Genomic DNA, 19,337 nt, shown 5'->3' on the forward strand with positions numbered 1-19,337 from the left:
CATGGCCAAACAGAACGTCGCGGAACAGTTCGTCGACATCCTCACCCGTGCCGGAGTCAAACGCCTCTACGGAGTCGTCGGCGACAGCCTCAACCCGGTCGTCGACGCCGTCCGACGCAACTCCGCCATCGACTGGATCCACGTCCGGCACGAGGAGACCGCCGCCTTCGCCGCCAGTGCCGAGGCGCAGATCACCGGCGGGCTCGCCGCCTGCGCCGGTTCCTGCGGCCCCGGAAACCTCCACCTCATCAACGGCCTCTACGACGCCCACCGCTCCATGGCCCCGGTCCTCGCCCTCGCCTCGCACATCCCGTCCAGCGAGATCGGCCTCGGCTTCTTCCAGGAGACCCACCCCGACCGGCTGTTCGCCGAGTGCAGCCACTACAGCGAGATGATCTCCAGCCCGCAGCAGATGCCCCGGCTGCTGCAGACCGCCATCCAGAACGCCGTCGGCCGCAGCGGCGTCAGTGTCGTCACCCTGCCCGGCGACATCGCCGACCTGCCCGCCCCGGAGCAGGCCGCCGAGACCGCCCTCGTCACCTCCCGCCCGACGGTCCGCCCCGGCGACGCCGAGATCGACCGGCTCGTCGAGATGATCGACGAGGCCGGCAAGGTCACCCTCTTCTGCGGCAGCGGCACGGCCGGCGCGCACGCCGAGGTCATGGAGTTCGCCGGGAAGGTCAAGTCCCCGGTCGGGCACGCCCTGCGCGGCAAGGAGTGGATCCAGTACGACAACCCGTACGACGTCGGCATGAGCGGGCTGCTCGGGTACGGCGCCGCCTACGAGGCGACGCACGAGTGCGACCTGCTGATCCTGCTCGGCACCGACTTCCCCTACAACGCCTTCCTCCCCGACGACGTCAAGATCGTCCAGGTCGACATCCGGCCCGAACACCTCGGCCGCCGCTCGAAGCTGGACCTCGCGGTGTGGGGCGACGTGCGGGAGACGCTGCGCTGTCTGATCCCGCGGGTGAAGGAGAAGAAGAACCGCCGCTTCCTCGACCGGATGCTGAAGAAGCACGCCGACGCGCTGGAGGGGGTGGTGAAGGCGTACACGCGCAAGGTCGAGAAGCACACGCCGATCCACCCCGAGTACGTGGCGTCCGTGCTCGACGAAGTGGCCTCCGACGACGCCGTGTTCACCGTCGACACCGGCATGTGCAACGTCTGGGCCGCCCGCTACATCTCACCCAACGGCCGCCGCCGTGTCATCGGTTCCTTCTCCCACGGCTCGATGGCGAACGCGCTGCCCATGGCGATCGGCGCCCAGTTCACCGACCGCAAACGGCAGGTCGTGTCGATGTCCGGCGACGGCGGCTTCTCCATGCTGATGGGCGACTTCCTGACGCTGGTGCAGTACGACCTGCCCGTGAAGGTCGTCCTGTTCAACAACTCCTCCCTCGGCATGGTCGAGTTGGAGATGCTGGTAGCCGGTCTCCCGTCGTACGGCACCGCCAACAGGAACCCCGACTTCGCCGCCGTCGCCCGCGCCTGCGGCGCGTACGGCGTGCGCGTCGAGAAGCCCAAGGACCTCCCCGGGGCGCTGAAGGACGCCTTCAAACACAAGGGACCGGCCCTCGTCGACGTCGTCACCGACCCCAACGCGCTGTCCATCCCGCCGAAGATCAAGGCCGAGATGGTGACCGGCTTCGCCCTGTCGGCCTCGAAGATGGTGCTGGACGGCGGGGTCGGCCGGATGCTGCAGATGGCCCGCTCCAACCTGCGCAACGTCCCCCGGTTCTAGGGCCTGTCGGGTGCCCAGTCACGCGCGGAGGTGTCGTACGTGTAGCGAGGCAGGCCCTTGATGCCGCTGGTCCGGAACGGGCGGCCGGCATCGTCGATCCGGACCGTGCCCGTGCGGCCCTGCGAGGACCAGTCCAGCTCCAGGTACCAGCGGCAGTCACACCCCTGGGTCCTGGCGTTGACCAGCAGCACCTCGGGGTCGCGGGCGGAGACCCGGTAGGGCAGGCGCACCGCCGGGATCGGCGTTCCCGCGTCGCTCCCGGCCACCGCGCGGGCGATGGGGCGGTCCTTGTCCAGGTTCACGTCGAAGGAGCGCGGGGTGATCGAACCGCCGCAGCCCTGGTCCATGGCATAGGCGTTGCCCGGGGCCGGCGCCGAACGCCCCACCACGCGCACGCGCAGCGCCTCCAGCACGACCGCCGTGTCGGTGCGCCCCTGCACGGACAGCCGCACGAGCGTCTCGCCGCCGTGCACCGCGTTGTGCGCGGCGGCCCAGACGCCGGCGTCCTGCGGGACCGGCGGCGGTGCCACCTGTCCGGGCGGCCGGGCGACGACGTAGTCGTGACCGCAGCCGAGCTTCCAGGCCTGGGAGTCGGCCGACCAGGTGAGGGGGACGGCGGGGCCGGCCACGTCGGTGGGCGGGGTGGTGCGGGCCGAGGAGGACGGGGAGGGCTTCTTCTTCGGAGTGGCCGAGGGCGAGGACGGCTTGGCGGTGGGGGAACTGCCGCTCGGGGTGGGGGAGGCGCTCTCGCGGTCCGGGGCCTTTGACCCCGCCGTGCCGGACGGGGCCGGGCGCGCCGACGGGGCACGGTCGTCGGCGGACGCACTCCGCCCGTCCGGCAGTGCGGCGAGGCTCCCGAGCACCGCGAGCACCGCGCAGGCGGCTGCCAGTCCGACCGCGACGCGTCCGCGCCGGTACCAGGGGCGGCGGGGGAGCCGGTCCGCTTCCGCGGGGCTTTCGGCAGGGCCGTCCACCGTGGCGGTGTCGGTATCCGTGTCCACCGTCGTCGTGGTGGTGTCGGTATCCGTGTCCACCGCGGGGGTGTCCGAATCCGTGCCCACCGTGGCGGCGTCCGTATCCGTATCCGTGTCCGCCTCCGCCGTGTCGGCAGGGCTCGCCGCGCGGGGCCGCTGCCGCGCCGCCACCGCCAGGAGCCAGCGGCGGTGGAGCTCCAGTCGTTCCTCCGGGGACGCCCCGCACAGGGCGGCGAAGCGCTCCACGGGCGCGAAGTCGAGCGGGACCGCGTCGCCCGCGCAGTAGCGGTGCAGGGTCGAGGTGTTCATGGCCAGACGCCGGGCCAGTGAACCGTAACTGCGGTCCGTGCGCTCCTTCAGCCCTCTCAGCAGCGCCGCGAACTCCCCGACCTCGTCGACGTCGTCCTGTGCCGACACCGTTCCCCCGTCCTCTTGCTCGGTCCCCGCCCGGGACGGCATCCCAGGCACCCCATGTACCTGCACGTCAGACGGGCTGGGATGGTTCCACCGTGCCGGATCGGATGCCGGGTGTTGCATCCGGACGGTGGGACCGCTGATGCTTCTGGTGTCGCACCGAGCAGGTCCGGGCCGACCAGCCGGCCTCGCCGCGGCCTCCACGTCCACGCACTCATCCACGGGGGAACACCCATGTCCATGCGCATCCGAACAAGCGCTCTCACCGCACTCACCGTCGCCGCCCTCGCGGCGGGCACGGTCCTCACGGCACCGGCCGCCGGCGCCGCGCCGAAGGCCGCCGTCCCCAAGTTCCTGTCGGCGTCCCAGCTGCCGCCGCACCCGACCTCCGCCTGGACGGCCGGCCCGGTCACCGAAGGGTTCCCGGACGGACTCGGCTGCGTGGATACGGAGGGCGTGCTCTCCTACGACTACCGGCACCGGGAGTTCCGGACCGACCTGGACACCGGCGCCGTGCAGCTGACCGTCGTGGCGGACACAGCCGCCCTGGCCAAGGCCCTGGCGAAGCACTACGACGACCTGATCCGCACCTGTGCCGAGCGCATCGAGAGGAACGACCCGGACGTCAGGGCCGAGGGCCGGGACTACGGTTCACTGCCGGTCGAGGAGGGCGCCCGCGTCCGCGGCCTGCACACCGAGACCTCCTGGGGGGCCACGGACATCTCGCTGCTGTCCGTCGGACGGGACGGCAGGACCGTCACCGTCGTGTCGTGGGGCCAGATGGGCGACTTCGGGGACGCCCCCGTCGGTGCCTTCAAGAAGACGACGACCACCGCCGTCAACAAGCTGTACTGACCGCGCCGCCGCCGAAAGACCGGGGCCGTCCTCCCGCCACGGGGGTGGGGGAGGACGGCCCCGCACGCGTCCCGGCGCCCGTCAAGACCGTCGTACTTCGGCCAACTTCACCGGAGAGCCGCGCACTCCGGCCCGCCGCCCCGACCCTTCACCGCGTACGCAGGGATCGGCAGCCGGCCGTCGGCCCATCGTCCGATCTCCGGCGGTCAGCATCCGTCCGGGGACGATGACCGGCTACCCTCTTGTCCCCCTCCCCTCCATCGCCGTACCGCTCGGCGACCCGCCGCCCGGGCCGCCCGCGCCGTTCCGGTGGCCGAACACCCGGTCGTCGACGATCCGGCATGACTGCCGCGTTCGCGATGGGGCATGGATCCCCGTGAACGTGTTCGAGCAGGAGGGGAACCGACATCGGCGCGCGGGCGGGGGTCATGGAGAGGCAGGCACGACGAGGCGGTCCCATAGCGATCGGGGGCTTCTCGGCGAAGACGGTGGAGGACAGGACCGACGACGTCACGGCGCGGGAACCGGCACCGCAGTTGAGGCGCAGACTCGGGCGGGCGGACCTGCGGGCCGTCCCGGAAGCCCGCAGGGCCCTGCGGGAACTGCTGGGGCAGTGGGGGAAGCAGGGGCAGTCGGACGTGGCGGAACTGCTCACCAGCGAGCTCGTCACCAACGCGATCGTCCACACCGACCACGACGCGGTCCTCACGGCCACCGTCGGGCCCCGCGGACTGCGGGTGGAAGTACGGGACTTCGTGGCCCGCAGGCCCCGGCTGCGCGTACCGGTCGCCGACGACGGCACGAACGGCAGGGGCCTGTTCCTCGTGCAGTCCCTCGCGGATGCCTGGGGGGTCCGGCCGCACGGCGTGGGCAAGGCCGTCTGGTTCGAGCTGGAGGCCGGGGCGGCGTGAACGCCGAAGGGGCGCGGCCCGCAGGCCACGCCCCCTCGTCGCGTCGATGCGGCCGGGCTAACCGAACTGCTGCTCCAGGTCCTTGAGCTTGCGCTCCAGGGAGTCCAGACGCGGCAGCGCCATGGTGTCGTCCTCCGCGGTGAGGTCGACGGTCACCGGGTCAGCTCCTTTGCGTACCGGCTGAAGGGAGGGACGCGAGCGCACGGGCAGGGGCTCCGGCGCGGATATGGCAGGCTCCGCGGAGACCTGCGAGGAGCCGCGCTCCACCTGCACCTCGAGCTGCCGTCCGCCGCCTCGGCCGAAATGGCCGCGGTGACCGCGGCTGATGGCCTTCAGCTGGGCCCGCTCCACGCGCTGCTGGTCGCGCCGCCGCTGCCGGGTCTCTTCCTTCTTGCGCTTGTCGTCGCGCACCTCGTCGACCGCCTCGTCCAGGCTGCGCACACCCTCGAGGAGCATCAGCGACCAGGCGCGGTAGGTCTCCCGGGGGGCCCGCACCCAGCGCACCATACGGATCTGCGGCAGCGGGCGGGGCACCAGGCCCTGTTCCCGCAGGGCGGCCCGGCGGGTCTGCTTCAAAGCGCGGTCGAAGAGGACCGCCGCCGACAGGGACATGCCGGCGAAGAAGTGGGGGGCACCCGCGTGGCCGGCGCCCCGGGGCGCGTGCACCCAGTTGAACCAGGCCGCGGCGAAGGCGAACGTCCAGACCAGTATCCGGGAGCCGAGTGCGGCGTCACCGTGGCTGGCCTCGCGCACCGCGAGGACGGAGCAGAACATCGCCGCGCCGTCCAGGCCGAACGGGACGAGGTACTGCCAGCCGCCGGACAGTCCGAGGTTCTGCTCGCCGAAGCCGACCAGGCCGTGGAAGGAGAGCAGGGCGGCGACGGCCGCACAGCAGAAGAGAAGGAGGTAAGAGAGGGTGCCGTAGAGGGCTTCCTTGCGTCTGCGGCGTTCCTCGCTGCGCTCCCAGGAGTCGTCCGCGCTCGTGTCCTTGACCGAGGAGCGCTTGCCGCGCGCGAGCACCGCCACCGCCGCCAGCATGCCCAGGAGAAGCACGGCGCCCGGAAGCAGCCAGTTCAGCGATATGTCGGTCAGTCTCATCTGGGTGGTCCCTTGCATTGGGATAGGGCGTAACGCCCGCCATAGTGGCCCAATCCCATCGGCCCTCAGGGGGTTTCGGGGCAAGAGGCCGCCAAGGAAGTGCAAGGGATTGGTCAGGGCGGCGTTCTGCTCGAACTGCCGCTTGAGGGGCGGGAGTTGAGTTCGAACAAGACTACCCGTACGAGTGGTTCTCCGGAAAGTTCCCGTGACGCGTGAGGAAGTTGTGAATCGCCTGTGGGCGTGTGGGTGTACCGGTACCGCGATGATCTTACGGGACGGCGGGACGGATCGCCCCCGTGCCTACGTCAACTGGCCGTGGCCAGCAGCTTGGTGACGCGGTCGGTGTCGCAGGTGCGCGGGCAGGTGGCGCAGGTGTCCTCCGGGCGCAGCGTGTAGAACATGCAGCAGCTCGCGCGGTCGCGGGTGAGCAGTGGCTCGCCGCCGGGGCCGGTCAGCTCGCGGAACGCCGCCGTGCCGACGTACGGCTTGGTCGCGCCCGGCAGGAGCAGCTCCAGCTCGCGCATCGCGCGCCGCTCCTCGATCTCGCCGAGCGACTGGCCGATGTACCAGAGTCCTTCGACGATCTCGTCGGTCGCCATACCCCACAGGGCGCGTCCGCGGCGCCGCATCCGGGGGCCGAAACCGGCCAGGACCGGCTCCAGGTGCTCGGCGACCGCCGACCGCACCTCCGCCCGCAGCGCCTCCTCGTCGCGGACGACCCGGGCGCCGGGCAGCGCGGCCGCCTCGTCGCCGGGCAGGCAGGCGAAGCCGGCGGGGCGGACGGCCAGGTGTCCGAGGGCGTGGCCCGGGGCGGTGCGGTCGTACGCGACGTGTGTCACGGGGTAGCGGGGGACCCGGCGGTGCAGGAACCACGGCACGGTGATCAGCAGGCAGGCGGGCCAGGCGTAGCGGTGCAGACCGAAGGTGGCGACGACGTCGGGGCGGGCCTGACGGTCGTAGTCCCGCTGGATCTGGTCCACGTCCCACGCCAGGTAGCGGTCGAGGGCGGGCCCTGCGGCCGCGAGGTCGGCGACCGCGGTCCAGCCGCCGCCGTGCGGGGTCTCGTCGCCGGCGTCCAGTTCGGTGACGGCCAGCCCCGGGAGGACCTCGGCCAGGCGGGCGTAGGCGCCGGAGACGGCCGAAAGGGGCGCAGGCATGTGATCACCGATCCATCGGGGCACGGGGCTTTTGAAGGTAAGCCTAACCTTACTCAAGATCTCCGGAAATCGAACCGGGATGTGAACTGGGCGCCGGGGCGCTTATGGTGCTTGACGGACGAGTAACAACCCGCCGTAATGACCCCAAGTACCGATACGTCCGGAGGAGGACCCGTGAGACAGGGAGCGCAGGGCTCCGCGGACACGGGGACTCCGTGGGCGGCGACGGCTGCGGTGGCGGCGGCAGCGGCGGAACCGGCCGGGTCGGCACGGGTCCCGCAGCAGGCCGGGGCGGCGCGGGGGGAGCACACGCACAGCGAGCCGCCCGCGCCGGCCGTGCCGGTCGTACCGCGGGCCCGGCCGGTGGTCCAGCGGGCCTCGGTGCGCGGGCAGATCCTGGCCGCGCTGCGGGCGGCGCTGGTGGCGGGGGATCTGCGGCCGGGCGAGGTCTACTCGGCGCCGGTGCTGGGCGAGCGGTTCGGGGTCTCGGCGACGCCGGTCCGGGAGGCCATGCAGCAACTGGCCCTCGAAGGGGCCGTCGAGGTCGTGCCGAACCGCGGGTTCCGGGTGGTCGAACGGGGTGTGCGGGAACTGGCCGAACTGGCCGAGGTCCGGGCGCTGATCGAGGTCCCGGTGATGCTGCGGCTGGCCCGTACCGTGCCCGCCGAACGCTGGGCCGAGATGCGTCCCCTCGCCGAGGCGACGGTCCGCGCGGCGTCCACCGGCTGCCGTGCGACGTACGCGGAGTCCGACCGGGGGTTCCACCGGGCCGTGTTGTCCCTCTCGGGCAACGAGCAGCTGGTCCAGATCGCGGAGGACCTGCACCGCAGGGCGCAGTGGCCGCTGGTCGGCGGTGGGCCGGGGATCCGGGGGCGGGCCGACCTGGTCGCGGACGCGCACGAGCACACGGCGTTGCTGGACGCGCTGGTCGCACGGGACCTGGACGTGGTGCGGGCGCTGGTGGGGGAGCACTTCGCGGGCGCCGGTGCGGGTGCGGGCGGCGCCTGACGCCGGGGGGCGGGTCGGGGCCGCGCCGGGGGGTGTCCGTCCTCGGAAACGGCGCGATGGGGTGTCATACCGACTGACTGTCCGTTGACGCGCCAACCGCTGCGGGCGGACACCCCCCGACACGGCCCCTTGTGTGGTCCGGCGGGTGCGGGTCCGCTCAGCCTGCGGGCCTGCGGGCCTGCGGGCCTGCGTGCCTGCGTGCCGCTGGGGGCGATGAGGGTCCCCCTGCTCGAGCGAAGCCGAGAGCTTGGGGGAGGCACCCCGCTTCGCCGGGCTGCGGACCCACCCGCGCCTCAGCGACGAAGCCGAGTACCCGCCACCCCCCTCAAGCCGTCGCAGCCGGCGGAACGGGCGGAGCCAACTGGCGGGACAGCCACGTCGGTACGCCCCCGAGCAGCCGGAACAACCGCCGGGCCTCCTCCCGCAGCCGGGACGCCTCCGGCTCCGTCTCGGTGTCGGCGAGGGACACCAGCGCCGGAGCCGTGCCGACGAGATAGCCCAGCTCCTCCCGGATCCGCAGCGACTCCGTGAAACCGTGCCGCGCCTCCGCCAACTCCCCCTCCCGCAGGGCGAGTCCCGCGAGGTGACGCCAGGTGAACGACAACAGCAGCGGGTCGGAGTGCGCCGTCGCGGCCGCATGGGCACGGCGGTACGCCGCGCGGGCGGCCTGGGGCGCGCTCGTCAGGTTCTCCGCCAGGAGCCCGCGCCGGAAGTCCAGCAGAGCCCGCGCCGGAGCCCCCGGAGGGACCAGCGCCGCCGCCCGCCCGAGCGCGGCCCGTGCCTCGTCGGCCCGGTCCCGCACCGCGAGCAGCGTCGCCGCGTAGGCCAGGTAACCGCGTTCGCAAGCGGCCGCGCCGCGTTCGTCGTCGCTGTGGGCCATCGCCTCGGCCGTGCGCAGCGCGTCCTCGGCCTCCTCCCAGCCCTGCTCGGTGTACAGACACCGTTCCACCAGCAACGACGCGCGTTGCAGCGCCGCCGCCGGTGTGGTCGGCGGCAGCAGGGCGGCCGCGTCGGCCCAGCATCCGCGGGAGCGCAGCCGCCATACCGCGGTCTGGAGGGGATCGTCACCGGCGGTCGTTCCGTTACCAGACATGGCGGTATGCGCCACGTTGCCCTCCCCGAGCACGCCATCGAGCTGTTGAGTGGTGGCGGCATCTCAGCACGAATCGGCGGGCCGGGCCAAGAGGGTGGGTGAAGGATTTCACAAAGTCGTGGGACTCGGGGGCGTTCCGGGTTTGGGCCGGGACACCCCGTGTTTCAGCTCATGCGCAGGGCCAGGAAGAAATCCAGCTTGTCCTCGAGCCGCGACAGATCACGGCTCGTCAACTGCTCGATCCGGCCGACCCGGTAGCGCAGCGTGTTGACGTGCAGGTGCAGACGGGCGGCGCAGCGGGTCCAGGAGCCGTCGCAGTCCAGGAAGGCTTCCAGGGTCGGGATCAGCTCGGCCCGGTGGCGGCGGTCGTAGTCGCGCAGCGGGTCCAGGAGGCGGGCCGTGAAGGCCCGGCGGACGTCGTCCGGGACGAAGGGCAGCAGCAGGACGTGGGAGGCCAGTTCCTGGTGGCCGGCCGCGCAGACCCGGCCCGGGCGGGCCGCGGCGACGCGCCTGGCGTGGCGGGCCTCCTCCAGGGCGCCGCGCAGGCCTTCCGCCGAGTGGACGGCCGCGCTGACGCCGAGAGTGAGCCGGCCGTCGTCGTCGAGGCCCGCCGTGAGGGGGTCCCGTACCGATGCCAGGAGGGTGTCCGCGAGGACGCCCGTCTCCGTGCCGTCGTGCTCCGTCGAGACGGCCGGGAGGGGCACCAGGGCGATGGCCTCGTCGCCCGTGTGGGCCACGGCGATGCGGTCGGAGTGCTCCGGCCCGGCGACCGCGGGGTCGACGAGGACCTCCTCCAGCAGGGCCTGCGCCACCGGGCCGCCCTCGATCTCCCCGCCCTCCCAGTCGACACGGGCCACGACCACCTGCCAGTGCGGCGCGGCGCCCAGGCCGGGCAGCAGCACCGGCGCGGCCACGCGCAGCCGGGCGGCGATCTCGGCGGGTGCCGCGCCCGTCTGGACCAGTTCCAGGACCTCCTGGGCCAGGCGGCGGCGGACCGTGCGGGCCGCGTCGCGGCGGTCCCGCTCGACCGCGATCAGCTGGGTGACGCCGTAGAGCAGGTCCAGGCGCTCCTCGGGCCAGTCCCCTGCGTCCGCCTCCACGGCCAGCAGCCAGTCCGACAGGACGGTCTCGCGGACGTCCCGGGCGGGCTGCGGGGAGCGGCCCGTGGAGCGGACCGGGAACAGCGAGTACGTCGTGGCGCCCAGGACGACGCGGTGGGGGCCGCGGCGGCCCGTGCGGGTGGCGGCCAGGTGTTCTCCGGCGAGCCGGGCGCACGTCTCGGCCGGCAGGGCGGGGCCCGCCGCCTTCGAGCCGGCGATCAGGCGGCCGGTGGGGGAGAGGACCCAGGCCCGCAGGTCCAGGTCCGTGCCCAGCAGGTCCAGGACCACGTCGGGGCCGCCGCCGGCCGGGCCCGAGGTCATCATCCGGCGGTGGCGGTCGACGACCGCCGCGAGGTCGCCGGCGCGCTCGCCGGACACCTGCCGTACGACGTGCTCGGTGATCGTCGCGAACGCCACCGACTCGTGCACCGCGAAGAGCGGGAGGCGGTGCCGGGCGCAGGCGACGACCAGGTCCTCGGGGACGTCCCCGAGCTCGGCCTCGCCCGCGGCGAGGGCCGTCACGCCCGCCTGCACCAGGATCCGGACGAACGGCTCCGAGTCGTCCTCGTCCCGGCGCCAGGCCAGGCCCGTGAGGACCAGTTCGCCGCCCGCCAGGTAACGGCTGGGGTCGCGGAGGTCGGTGGTCATCACACCCCGCACGGTGCGGTCCAGCTCGTCCTCGCCGCCGAGCAGCTTGAGGCCCAGCGCGTCGGTGTCCAGCAGTGCGCGCAGCCGCATTCTCGTCGCCGCCGATCTTTGTCTCGAAATCAAACCCTGCCCCGGCTGTGTTCCAGGTCACGCGGTTGCGTCGCGCGTTTCCACAGGAGAACGAGGAGGTTTCTGAGGGCCTCTGTTCATACGAATCTACAAGATGCCTGTCCTGGCCAGCCAACTCCTTCATGGTTTCCGTGACTGACTCAGTCGGAGCACCCCCCTGTGTACTGAGGCCACTACGCGTCAACAGCACATGAACGAGCCGGGACCGCCGCACACGGATTGGCTCAAACCGAACGCCCCACGAGAAGACGAAGAAGAGAGCCGGTCATGGACTTCCTTCGCCCCGCCAGCTGGGAGGAGGCGCTCGCCGCGAAAGCCGAGCACCCCACAGCTGTGCCGATTGCGGGTGGCACCGACGTGATGGTCGAGATCAACTTCGACCACCGCCGGCCCGAGTACCTCCTGGACCTGAACCGCATCGGCGACCTCAGCGAGTGGGAAGTCGGCGAGGAGAGCGTGCGGCTGGGTGCCTCCGTGCCGTACACGAAGATCATGGAGAACCTGCGCGCCGAGCTGCCGGGTCTCGCCCTCGCCTCGCACACGGTCGCCTCCCCGCAGATCCGCAACCGCGGCGGCGTCGGCGGCAACCTCGGCACCGCCTCCCCGGCCGGTGACGCCCACCCCGCGCTGCTCGCGGCGGGCGCCGAGGTGGAGGTCGAGTCGGTACGCGGCTCGCGCCGCATCCCGATCGACGCGTTCTACACGGGCGTGAAGCGCAACGCGCTGGCGGCCGACGAGCTGATCCGCGCCGTGCACGTGAAGAAGGCCGACGGGCCGCAGCAGTTCTCCAAGGTGGGCACGAGGAACGCGATGGTGATCGCCGTGTGCGCCTTCGGGCTCGCGCTGCACCCCGGGACGCGGACCGTGCGGACCGGGATCGGCTCGGCCGCCCCGACGCCCGTCCGGGCCGAGGCCGCCGAGGAGTTCCTGAACGCCGCGCTGGAGGAGGGCGGCTTCTGGGACAACGGGCAGATCATCACCCCGTCGGTCGCCAAGCAGTTCGCGGACCTGTGCTCCGCCGCCTGCAACCCGATCGACGACGTCCGGGGCACCGCGAGCTATCGCCGCCACGCGGTCGGCGTCATGGCCCGCCGCACGCTGACCTGGACCTGGGAGTCCTACCGCGGCACCCGCCGCACCAACGAGGGAGCTGCCTGATGCGCGTCAACTTCACGGTCAACGGCCGTCAGCAGGAAGCCGACGACGTGTGGGAGGGCGAGTCCCTGCTGTACGTGCTGAGGGAGCGCATGGGCCTTCCCGGGTCGAAGAACGCCTGTGAGCAGGGCGAGTGCGGTTCGTGCACAGTCCGTCTGGACGGTGTGCCGGTGTGTTCGTGCCTGGTCGCCGCCGGGCAGGTGGAGGGCCGCGAGGTCGTCACCGTCGAGGGGCTCGCCGACTTCGCCAAGCAGCGCGCCGAGGGCGGCTGCGCGTCCGGCGCCTGCGGTACGTCCCTGCAGAACGCCCAGCAGTGGGAGGCCAAGGGCACCGACTCGCAGACCGGTGAGGGCACCGAGCTCTCCCCCATCCAGCAGGCGTTCATCGATGCCGGCGCCGTTCAGTGCGGCTTCTGCACCCCCGGCCTGCTGGTCGCCGCCGACGAGATGCTGGAGCGCAACCCGACCCCGACCGACGCGGACATCCGCGAGGCACTGTCGGGCAACCTGTGCCGCTGCACCGGCTACGAGAAGATCATGGACGCGGTCCGCCTGGCGGCCGCCCGGCAGTCAGAGGCGGTCTGATCATGGCTTCCCCCAGCGGAACCCCCACGAAGATCACCCAGGGGTCCCCGACCAAGGGTGGCATCGGCGAGTCCACGCTCCGCCCCGACGGCATCCTCAAGGTCACCGGCGAGTTCGCGTACTCGTCCGACATGTGGCACGAGGACATGCTGTGGGGCCAGATCCTCCGCTCGACCGTCGCGCACGCCGAGATCGTGTCCATCGACACGAGCGAGGCCCTGGCCACGCCGGGCGTCTACGCCGTGCTGACGTACGACGACCTGCCCACCGACGTGAAGAACTACGGGCTGGAGATCCAGGACACCCCGGTCCTCGCCCACGGCAAGATCCGCCACCACGGCGAGCCGGTCGCGCTCGTCGCCGCCGACCACCCGGAGACGGCACGCCGCGCCGCCGCGAAGATCAAGGTCGACTACCGCGAGCTGCCCGTCATCACCGACGAGGCCTCCGCGACCGCCCCGGACGCGCTCCTCGTCCACGAGAACCGCGACGACCACCACGCCGGCCACGTCCCGCACCCCAACATCGTGCACCGCCAGCCGATCGTCCGCGGTGACGTGGCGGCGGCGCGCGAGCGGGCCGACGTGATCGTCACGGGCGAGTACACCTTCGGCATGCAGGACCAGGCCTTCCTCGGCCCCGAGTCCGGGCTCGCCGTGCCGGAGGAGGACGGCGGAGTCCACCTCTACATCGCCACCCAGTGGCTGCACAGCGACCTGCGCCAGATCGCGCCCGTGCTCGGCCTGCCCGAGGACAAGGTGCGGATGACGCTGTCCGGCGTCGGCGGCGCGTTCGGCGGCCGCGAGGACCTGTCGATGCAGATCCACGCCTGCCTGCTGGCCCTGCGCACCGGCAAGCCCGTCAAGATCGTCTACAACCGGTTCGAGTCGTTCTTCGGCCACGTCCACCGCCACCCCGCGAAGCTGTACTACGAGCACGGGGCCACGCGCGAGGGCAAGCTGACCCACCTCAAGTGCCGGATCGTCCTGGACGGCGGCGCCTACGCCTCCGCCTCCCCGGCCGTCGTCGGCAACGCCTCCTCCCTGTCCGTCGGCCCGTACGTGGTCGAGGACGTCGACATCGAGGCCATCGCCCTCTACACCAACAACCCGCCCTGCGGCGCCATGCGCGGCTTCGGCGCGGTCCAGGCCTGCTTCGCCTACGAGGCGCAGATGGACAAGCTCGCCGTGAAGCTCGGCATGGACCCGGTGGAGTTCCGCCGGCTCAACGCCATGGAGCAGGGCACGCTCCTGCCGACCGGGCAGCCCGTCGACTCCCCGGCCCCCGTCGCCGAACTGCTGCGCCGGGTCAAGGCGATGCCGATGCCGCCGGAGCGCCAGTGGGAGTCCAGCGAGGGCGCCGACGTACGGCAGCTGCCGGGCGGCCTGTCCAACACCACGCACGGCGAGGGCGTCGTCCGCGGGGTCGGCTACGCGGTCGGCATCAAGAACGTGGGCTTCTCCGAGGGCTTCGACGACTACTCCACCGCCAAGGTCCGCATGGAGGTCGTCGCCGGCGAGCCCGTCGCCACCGTGCACACCGCGATGGCGGAGGTCGGCCAGGGCGGTGTCACCGTCCACGCGCAGATCGCCCGCACCGAGCTGGGCGTCACGCAGGTGACCATCCACCCGGCCGACACCCAGGTGGGCAGCGCCGGTTCGACGTCGGCATCGCGGCAGACGTACGTCACCGGCGGCGCGGTGAAGAACTCCTGCGAACTGGTCCGCGAGAAGGTCCTGGAGATCGGGCGCCGCAAGTTCGGCTCCTACCACCCGGCCTGGGCGACGGCCGAGCTGCTCCTGGAGGGCGGCAAGGTCGTCACCGACGGCGGCGAGGTCCTGTCCGACCTGGCCGACGTCCTGGAGGGGGAGACCGTGGAGGTCGAGGCGGAGTGGCGGCACCGGCCGACCGAGCCCTTCGACCTGCGCACCGGCCAGGGCAACGGGCACGTGCAGTACTCCTTCGCCGCCCACCGGGCCGTCGTCGAGGTCGACACCGAGCTCGGCCTGGTGAAGGTCATCGAGCTGGCCTGCGCCCAGGACGTCGGCAAGGCGCTCAACCCGCTGTCGGTGCTCGGCCAGATCCAGGGCGGCACCACACAGGGCCTGGGTGTGGCGGTCATGGAGGAGATCGTCGTCGACCCGAAGACGGCGAAGGTCAAGAACCCCTCCTTCACCGACTACCTGATCCCGACCATCCTCGACACGCCGTCCATCCCGGTCGACGTGCTCGAACTCGCCGACGAGCACGCCCCGTACGGGCTGCGCGGCGTCGGCGAGGCACCCACCCTGTCGTCGACCCCGGCCGTCCTCGCGGCGATCCGGAACGCGACCGGGCTCGAACTCAACCGGACTCCGGTGAGGCCCGAGCACCTGACGGGTACCCAGCTCTCCGAGGGCTGAGCAGTCACGATCCCCTGGGGGGCTTCGTCCCCCAGGTCCCTTGTTCGTCTCGGGCCGTCCCCCGGGTCGTGAACATCCCAACCCCCTTTGAAACTTGGGAGACGGCACCCATGACCCAGCAATCACTGGAGCCGAGGGCCACAGCCGAGGATGCGGGTGAAGGCACCCGCGTCCCGGCCGGACGGTCCTGGCTCGACCGGTACTTCCACATATCCCACAGAGGGTCGACGGTCGCCCGTGAAGTGCGCGGCGGCATCACGACCTTCATGGCGATGGCGTACATCCTGCTGCTCAACCCCCTGATCCTGTCCGGCAGGGACGCCGCAGGGGACACGCTCGCCCAGCCGGCCCTGATCACCGCGACCGCGTTCGCGGCGGCCTTCACCACCTTGCTGATGGGCTTCGTCGGCAAGGTGCCCCTGGCCCTCGCCGCCGGCCTGTCCGTCTCCGGGGTCCTCGCCTCCCAGGTCGCGCCCGAGATGACCTGGCCGCAGGCGATGGGCATGTGCGTGATGTACGGCGTGGTCATCATGCTGCTGGTCGTCACCGGCCTGCGCGAGATGATCATGAACGCGATCCCGCTCGCGCTCAAGCACGGCATCACCATGGGCATCGGCCTGTTCATCGCCCTCATCGGCTTCTACAAGTCCGGCTTCGTGCACCAGGGCGAGGCGACCCCCCTCGCGCTCGGCCCGGCGGGCGAACTGGCCGGCTGGCCCGTCCTGCTCTTCGCCGGCACCCTACTGCTGATCTTCATGCTCCAGGCCCGGAACGTCCCGGGCGCCATCCTCATCGGCATCGTCGGCGGCACGGTCGTCGCTGCGGTCCTGAACGCGGCCGGCGTCGTCGACCCCAAGCAGTGGGCGGGCGGCGCACCCGAACTGCACGGCAGTGCCGTCTCCATGCCCGACTTCTCGCTCTTCGGGGAGGTGCGGTTCGGCGGCTGGGGCGAGGTCGGCGCGATGACGGTGGGCATGATCGTCTTCACGCTGGTGCTCGCCGGGTTCTTCGACGCGATGGCCACCATCATCGGCGTCGGCACCGAGGCGAAGCTCGCCGACGACAAGGGCCGTATGCCGGGCCTGTCCAAGGCGCTGTTCATCGACGGGGCCGGCGGCGCGATCGGAGGCGTGTCCGGCGGTTCCGGCCAGACGGTGTTCATCGAGTCGGCCACGGGGGTCGGAGAGGGCGCCCGCACGGGCCTCGCCTCCGTGGTCACCGGCCTGTTCTTCGCGGCCTGCCTGTTCTTCACCCCGCTCACCGCGATCGTGCCCTCGGAGGTCGCGGCGGCCGCCCTCGTCGTCATCGGCGCCATGATGCTGATGAACGCCCGGCACGTGGACTGGGCCGACCGGGCCACGGCCGTCCCGGTGTTCCTCACCGTCGTGCTGATGCCGTTCACATACACCATCACCACCGGTGTCGCCGCGGGCGTCATCTCCTACGTCGCCATCAAGACCGCCCAGGGCAAGTGGCGTGAGATCGGCGCCTTCATGTGGATCCTCACGGCCGTGTTCCTCGTCTACTTCGCCCTCAACCCGATCGAGAGCTGGCTGGGCGTCCACTGACGCCCGCCCTCCCGCAACCCCAAGGAGACCGAGACAGATGCTGGACATCGCCGAGGAGCTGAACCGGTGGGTCGAGCAGGGCCGTGACTTCGCCGTCGCCACCGTGGTGGCCGTCGGCGGCAGCGCGCCCCGGCAGCCCGGCGCCGCGCTCGCGGTGGACGCCGACGGCACGGCGATCGGCTCGGTCTCCGGCGGCTGCGTGGAAGGCGCTGTCTACGCGTTGTGCGAGCAGGCGCTGCGGGACGGCGAAACCGTCCTGGAGCGCTTCGGGTACAGCGACGACGACGCCTTCGCCGTGGGTCTGACCTGCGGCGGCGTCATCGACATCCTGGTCACCCCGGTACGGGCCGCCGATCCGGTCCGCCCGGTGGTCGCGTCCGCGCTCACCGCCGCCGCCCGAGGGGAGGCGGCGGCGGTGGCGCGGATCGTGTCGGGCCCGCCCGAACTGACGGGCCGGGCCCTGCTGGTCCGCCCCGACGGTTCGTACGACGGCGGCTTCGGCGCCCATCCGGAACTGGACCGCACGGTCGCCGCCGAGGCCGGCGCCTTCCTGGACGTCGGCCGCACCGGCACCCTGGAGATCGGCGAGCGGGGCTCGCGCTGCGGAGCGCCCCTCACGGTCCTGGTCGAGTCCTCGGTCCCCGCACCCCGCATGATCGTGTTCGGCGCGATCGACTTCGCCGCCGCCCTGGTCCGCATCGGCAAGTTCCTCGGCCACCACGTCACGGTGTGCGACGCGCGCCCCGTCTTCGCGACCCGGACGCGCTTCCCGGAGGCCGACGAGATCGTCGTCGAGTGGCCCCACCGCTACCTGGAGCGCACCGACGTCGACGCCCGCACGGTCCTGTGCGTGCTGACCCACGACGCCAAGTTCGACGTCCCCCTGCTGAAGCTGGCGCTGCGCCTTCCGGTGGCGTACGTCGGCGCCATGGGCTCCCGGCGCACCCACCTGGACCGCAACGACCGACTGCGCGAAGTCGGCGTCACCGAAGTGGAGTTGAGCCGCCTGCACTCGCCGATCGGGCTGGACCTCGGCGCCCGTACGCCCGAGGAGACGGCCCTGTCGATCGCGGCGGAGATCGTCGCCGCGCGGCGTGGCGGCAGCGGGGTCTCCCTGACCGGGGCGCACACGCCGATCCACCACGAGCCGGAGTCGCGGGCCATGGGCCGGATCGGGTCGGTGGCCTGAGCCCCGGCCGGGAACGCCGGGCCGGCGGCCGATGCGTCAGGCCTGCCTGAGCAGACAGTTCAGGGCCCGCCCGAACACGTACCGCGAGGAGCGCCGCACCACCGCGTCGAAGGCCGACGGCACGAACCGGACCCGGATCTCCTCCCGCCACACCACGCGGGACCGCCCTCCCGGCCCGGGCCGCACCTCCAGCTCCGCCCACCCGAGGACGACGCGCCCCCGCTTCTCCAGCCGGCACAACCCGGTGGCCCCGTCCCGCGGCGGCTGCCACACCGTCACCTCCATCGGGTCGTCGAAGGCCAGCACTCCGGCGCCCGAGCGGGCCACGACGAGCGTGCCCTCGCGTGTCGGCCCGGGCGGCACGACCCTGACCACCGTCAACGGCACCGCGTGACCGTGCCGCTGCCACCGGGTGATCCGCCGCCACGCCTCGTCGAGGGGGAGCGGAACGGTGCGTTCGATCAGGAAGTTCGCCACCCTCCGATCGTAGGGAACCCGCGGGGCGTCACCGGTACACCTCGCCCGGCTCCGCCTTGCCCGGTGCGAGGAGTTGGGGCACCGTCACGAAGACGTAGCCGCGTTCCTTCAGCGCGTCGATGATCCCCGGTACCGCCGGCACCGTGCCGTCGTAGAGGTCGTGCAGGAGGATGATCCCGTCCCGGGAGGACTGGTCGAGGACGCGGCGGGTGATCAGGTCGGAGTCGGTCGTCCGGTAGTCCTTGGCCGTCACGCTCCACAGCACCTCGGCGAGGCCCAGCTCGCGGCAGATGGCGTGCACGGTGTCGTCGGTGCGGCCCTGCGGCGGGCGCATCAGGGTCGGGCGGCGGCCGGTGAGGCGTTCTATCTCCTCGTTGGGGCGTTCCAGTTCCTCGCGTATCTCCTCGGGTCTCAGCTCGGTCAGGATCTTGTGGTCCCAGGTGTGGCTGGCCACCTCGTGCCCCTCGTCGGCCATGCGCCGCACCAGCTCCGGGTACTTCTCGATGTGCCGCTTGCCGAGGAGGAAGAAGGTCGCCGGGACCTGTTTCTCCTTCAGGATGTCCAGCAGCCGCGCGGAGTGCTCGCTCGGTCCGGCGTCGAAGGTGAGTGCGATGCACTTGACCTCGCGGCAGTCGACGGCGCCGAAGCGGGCCGGCTGCATGTCCGTGGCCGGGCGGGCCCGGACGGCGCTGGGAGCCGTGGTGTCGGTCCCCGTGCAGCCGCTCAGGGCGAGGGTGAGGGCGGCGGTCGCCACGAGTGTTCCGGCCGTTCGGAACGCGGTCCCCGTTTTCGTCATCTTCTTGGTCAGAGAAGGCATGCCGGGACTATATA

General features: G+C 72.2%; 16 protein-coding genes. 9 read left to right on the forward strand and 7 right to left on the reverse strand.

Features of this window, described 5'->3' with window-relative positions; all coding sequences use genetic code 11:
- Position 1 precedes the first annotated feature (1 nt).
- On the forward strand, positions 2-1,744 hold the full coding sequence (locus tag A4E84_RS31735; RefSeq protein WP_062929838.1) for a pyruvate dehydrogenase: 1,743 nt from the start codon (positions 2-4) through the stop codon (positions 1,742-1,744).
- Here A4E84_RS31735 and A4E84_RS31740 read toward each other — a convergent pair.
- Positions 1,741-3,135 (reverse strand): helix-turn-helix domain-containing protein, encoded by a 1,395-nt coding sequence (locus A4E84_RS31740; protein WP_062929839.1) that lies wholly within the window; start codon positions 3,133-3,135, stop codon positions 1,741-1,743. The genes A4E84_RS31735 and A4E84_RS31740 overlap by 4 nt on opposite strands.
- 231 nt (positions 3,136-3,366) lie before the next feature.
- Between A4E84_RS31740 and A4E84_RS31745 the strand changes: the two genes are divergently transcribed.
- Together A4E84_RS31745 and A4E84_RS31750 are read left to right on the forward strand one after the other, a co-directional pair.
- Entirely contained in the window at positions 3,367-3,987 is a 621-nt protein-coding gene (locus A4E84_RS31745) for a hypothetical protein (RefSeq protein ID WP_062929840.1), read from the forward strand.
- Positions 3,988-4,415: 428 nt separating this feature from the next.
- Positions 4,416-4,898, forward strand: coding sequence for an ATP-binding protein (locus A4E84_RS31750; RefSeq protein WP_237305022.1), 483 nt, complete (start codon positions 4,416-4,418; stop codon positions 4,896-4,898).
- Between the two features lie 57 nt (positions 4,899-4,955).
- Here A4E84_RS31750 and A4E84_RS31755 read toward each other — a convergent pair whose 3' ends face one another.
- Positions 4,956-5,996, reverse strand: a complete 1,041-nt coding sequence (locus A4E84_RS31755; RefSeq protein WP_062929841.1) for a DUF2637 domain-containing protein — start codon at positions 5,994-5,996, stop codon at positions 4,956-4,958.
- A gap of 305 nt (positions 5,997-6,301) precedes the next feature.
- Positions 6,302-7,153, reverse strand: a complete 852-nt coding sequence (locus tag A4E84_RS31760; protein ID WP_062929842.1) for a (2Fe-2S)-binding protein — start codon at positions 7,151-7,153, stop codon at positions 6,302-6,304.
- A 174-nt stretch (positions 7,154-7,327) separates the two neighbouring features.
- Between A4E84_RS31760 and A4E84_RS31765 the strand changes: the two genes are divergently transcribed.
- Entirely contained in the window at positions 7,328-8,161 is an 834-nt protein-coding gene (locus tag A4E84_RS31765; protein WP_062929843.1) for a GntR family transcriptional regulator, read from the forward strand.
- 325 nt (positions 8,162-8,486) lie between these two features.
- On the opposite strand, the gene A4E84_RS31770 is transcribed toward A4E84_RS31765, so the two are convergent.
- Both A4E84_RS31770 and A4E84_RS31775 read right to left on the reverse strand, forming a co-directional pair.
- On the reverse strand, positions 8,487-9,254 hold the full coding sequence (locus A4E84_RS31770; protein ID WP_062929844.1) for a hypothetical protein: 768 nt from the start codon (positions 9,252-9,254) through the stop codon (positions 8,487-8,489).
- Positions 9,255-9,418: 164 nt separating this feature from the next.
- Complete coding sequence (locus A4E84_RS31775; protein WP_062929845.1) at positions 9,419-11,092, reverse strand: PucR family transcriptional regulator; 1,674 nt, start codon at positions 11,090-11,092, stop codon at positions 9,419-9,421.
- A gap of 306 nt (positions 11,093-11,398) precedes the next feature.
- Between A4E84_RS31775 and A4E84_RS31780 the strand changes: the two genes are divergently transcribed.
- From A4E84_RS31780 to A4E84_RS31800, 5 genes are all read left to right on the forward strand, one after another.
- On the forward strand, positions 11,399-12,289 hold the full coding sequence (locus A4E84_RS31780; protein ID WP_062929846.1) for an FAD binding domain-containing protein: 891 nt from the start codon (positions 11,399-11,401) through the stop codon (positions 12,287-12,289).
- Entirely contained in the window at positions 12,289-12,870 is a 582-nt protein-coding gene (locus tag A4E84_RS31785) for a (2Fe-2S)-binding protein (protein WP_062929847.1), read from the forward strand. Before A4E84_RS31780 ends, A4E84_RS31785 begins: the two co-directional genes overlap by 1 nt.
- A 2-nt stretch (positions 12,871-12,872) precedes the next feature.
- Positions 12,873-15,272: a xanthine dehydrogenase family protein molybdopterin-binding subunit gene (locus A4E84_RS31790; protein WP_062929848.1), complete on the forward strand. Its 2,400-nt coding sequence runs from the start codon at positions 12,873-12,875 to the stop codon at positions 15,270-15,272.
- Positions 15,273-15,382: 110 nt separating this feature from the next.
- Positions 15,383-16,840, forward strand: coding sequence for an NCS2 family permease (locus tag A4E84_RS31795; protein WP_062929849.1), 1,458 nt, complete (start codon positions 15,383-15,385; stop codon positions 16,838-16,840).
- A gap of 37 nt (positions 16,841-16,877) precedes the next feature.
- The gene (locus A4E84_RS31800; protein WP_062929850.1) at positions 16,878-18,029 is read left to right on the forward strand and encodes an XdhC family protein; all 1,152 of its coding nucleotides are present in this window, start codon (positions 16,878-16,880) and stop codon (positions 18,027-18,029) included.
- Between the two features lie 36 nt (positions 18,030-18,065).
- On the opposite strand, the gene A4E84_RS31805 is transcribed toward A4E84_RS31800, so the two are convergent.
- Complete coding sequence (locus A4E84_RS31805) at positions 18,066-18,506, reverse strand: hypothetical protein (RefSeq protein WP_062929851.1); 441 nt, start codon at positions 18,504-18,506, stop codon at positions 18,066-18,068.
- Between the two features lie 28 nt (positions 18,507-18,534).
- A complete protein-coding gene (locus A4E84_RS31810) occupies positions 18,535-19,323 on the reverse strand; it encodes a polysaccharide deacetylase family protein (RefSeq protein WP_418082229.1) in 789 nt (262 codons plus the stop codon).
- Positions 19,324-19,337 lie beyond the last annotated feature (14 nt).

Source organism: Streptomyces qaidamensis (assembly GCF_001611795.1).
Taxonomy (GTDB): Bacteria; Actinomycetota; Actinomycetes; order Streptomycetales; family Streptomycetaceae; genus Streptomyces; species Streptomyces qaidamensis.

What these genes read in the sequence shown, in the direction of transcription:
- A4E84_RS31810 (WP_418082229.1), bottom strand. Translation starts at nt 19,323, where the DNA reads ATGCCTTCTCTGACCAAGAAGATGACGAAAACGGGGACCGCGTTCCGA.
- A4E84_RS31750 (WP_237305022.1), top strand. Translation starts at nt 4,416, where the DNA reads ATGGAGAGGCAGGCACGACGAGGCGGTCCCATAGCGATCGGGGGCTTC.
- A4E84_RS31795 (WP_062929849.1), top strand. Translation starts at nt 15,383, where the DNA reads ATGACCCAGCAATCACTGGAGCCGAGGGCCACAGCCGAGGATGCGGGT.
- A4E84_RS31800 (WP_062929850.1), top strand. Translation starts at nt 16,878, where the DNA reads ATGCTGGACATCGCCGAGGAGCTGAACCGGTGGGTCGAGCAGGGCCGT.
- A4E84_RS31785 (WP_062929847.1), top strand. Translation starts at nt 12,289, where the DNA reads ATGCGCGTCAACTTCACGGTCAACGGCCGTCAGCAGGAAGCCGACGAC.
- A4E84_RS31760 (WP_062929842.1), bottom strand. Translation starts at nt 7,153, where the DNA reads ATGCCTGCGCCCCTTTCGGCCGTCTCCGGCGCCTACGCCCGCCTGGCC.
- A4E84_RS31735 (WP_062929838.1), top strand. Translation starts at nt 2, where the DNA reads ATGGCCAAACAGAACGTCGCGGAACAGTTCGTCGACATCCTCACCCGT.
- A4E84_RS31780 (WP_062929846.1), top strand. Translation starts at nt 11,399, where the DNA reads ATGGACTTCCTTCGCCCCGCCAGCTGGGAGGAGGCGCTCGCCGCGAAA.
- A4E84_RS31755 (WP_062929841.1), bottom strand. Translation starts at nt 5,996, where the DNA reads ATGAGACTGACCGACATATCGCTGAACTGGCTGCTTCCGGGCGCCGTG.
- A4E84_RS31790 (WP_062929848.1), top strand. Translation starts at nt 12,873, where the DNA reads ATGGCTTCCCCCAGCGGAACCCCCACGAAGATCACCCAGGGGTCCCCG.
- A4E84_RS31770 (WP_062929844.1), bottom strand. Translation starts at nt 9,254, where the DNA reads ATGTCTGGTAACGGAACGACCGCCGGTGACGATCCCCTCCAGACCGCG.
- A4E84_RS31745 (WP_062929840.1), top strand. Translation starts at nt 3,367, where the DNA reads ATGTCCATGCGCATCCGAACAAGCGCTCTCACCGCACTCACCGTCGCC.
- A4E84_RS31775 (WP_062929845.1), bottom strand. Translation starts at nt 11,092, where the DNA reads ATGCGGCTGCGCGCACTGCTGGACACCGACGCGCTGGGCCTCAAGCTG.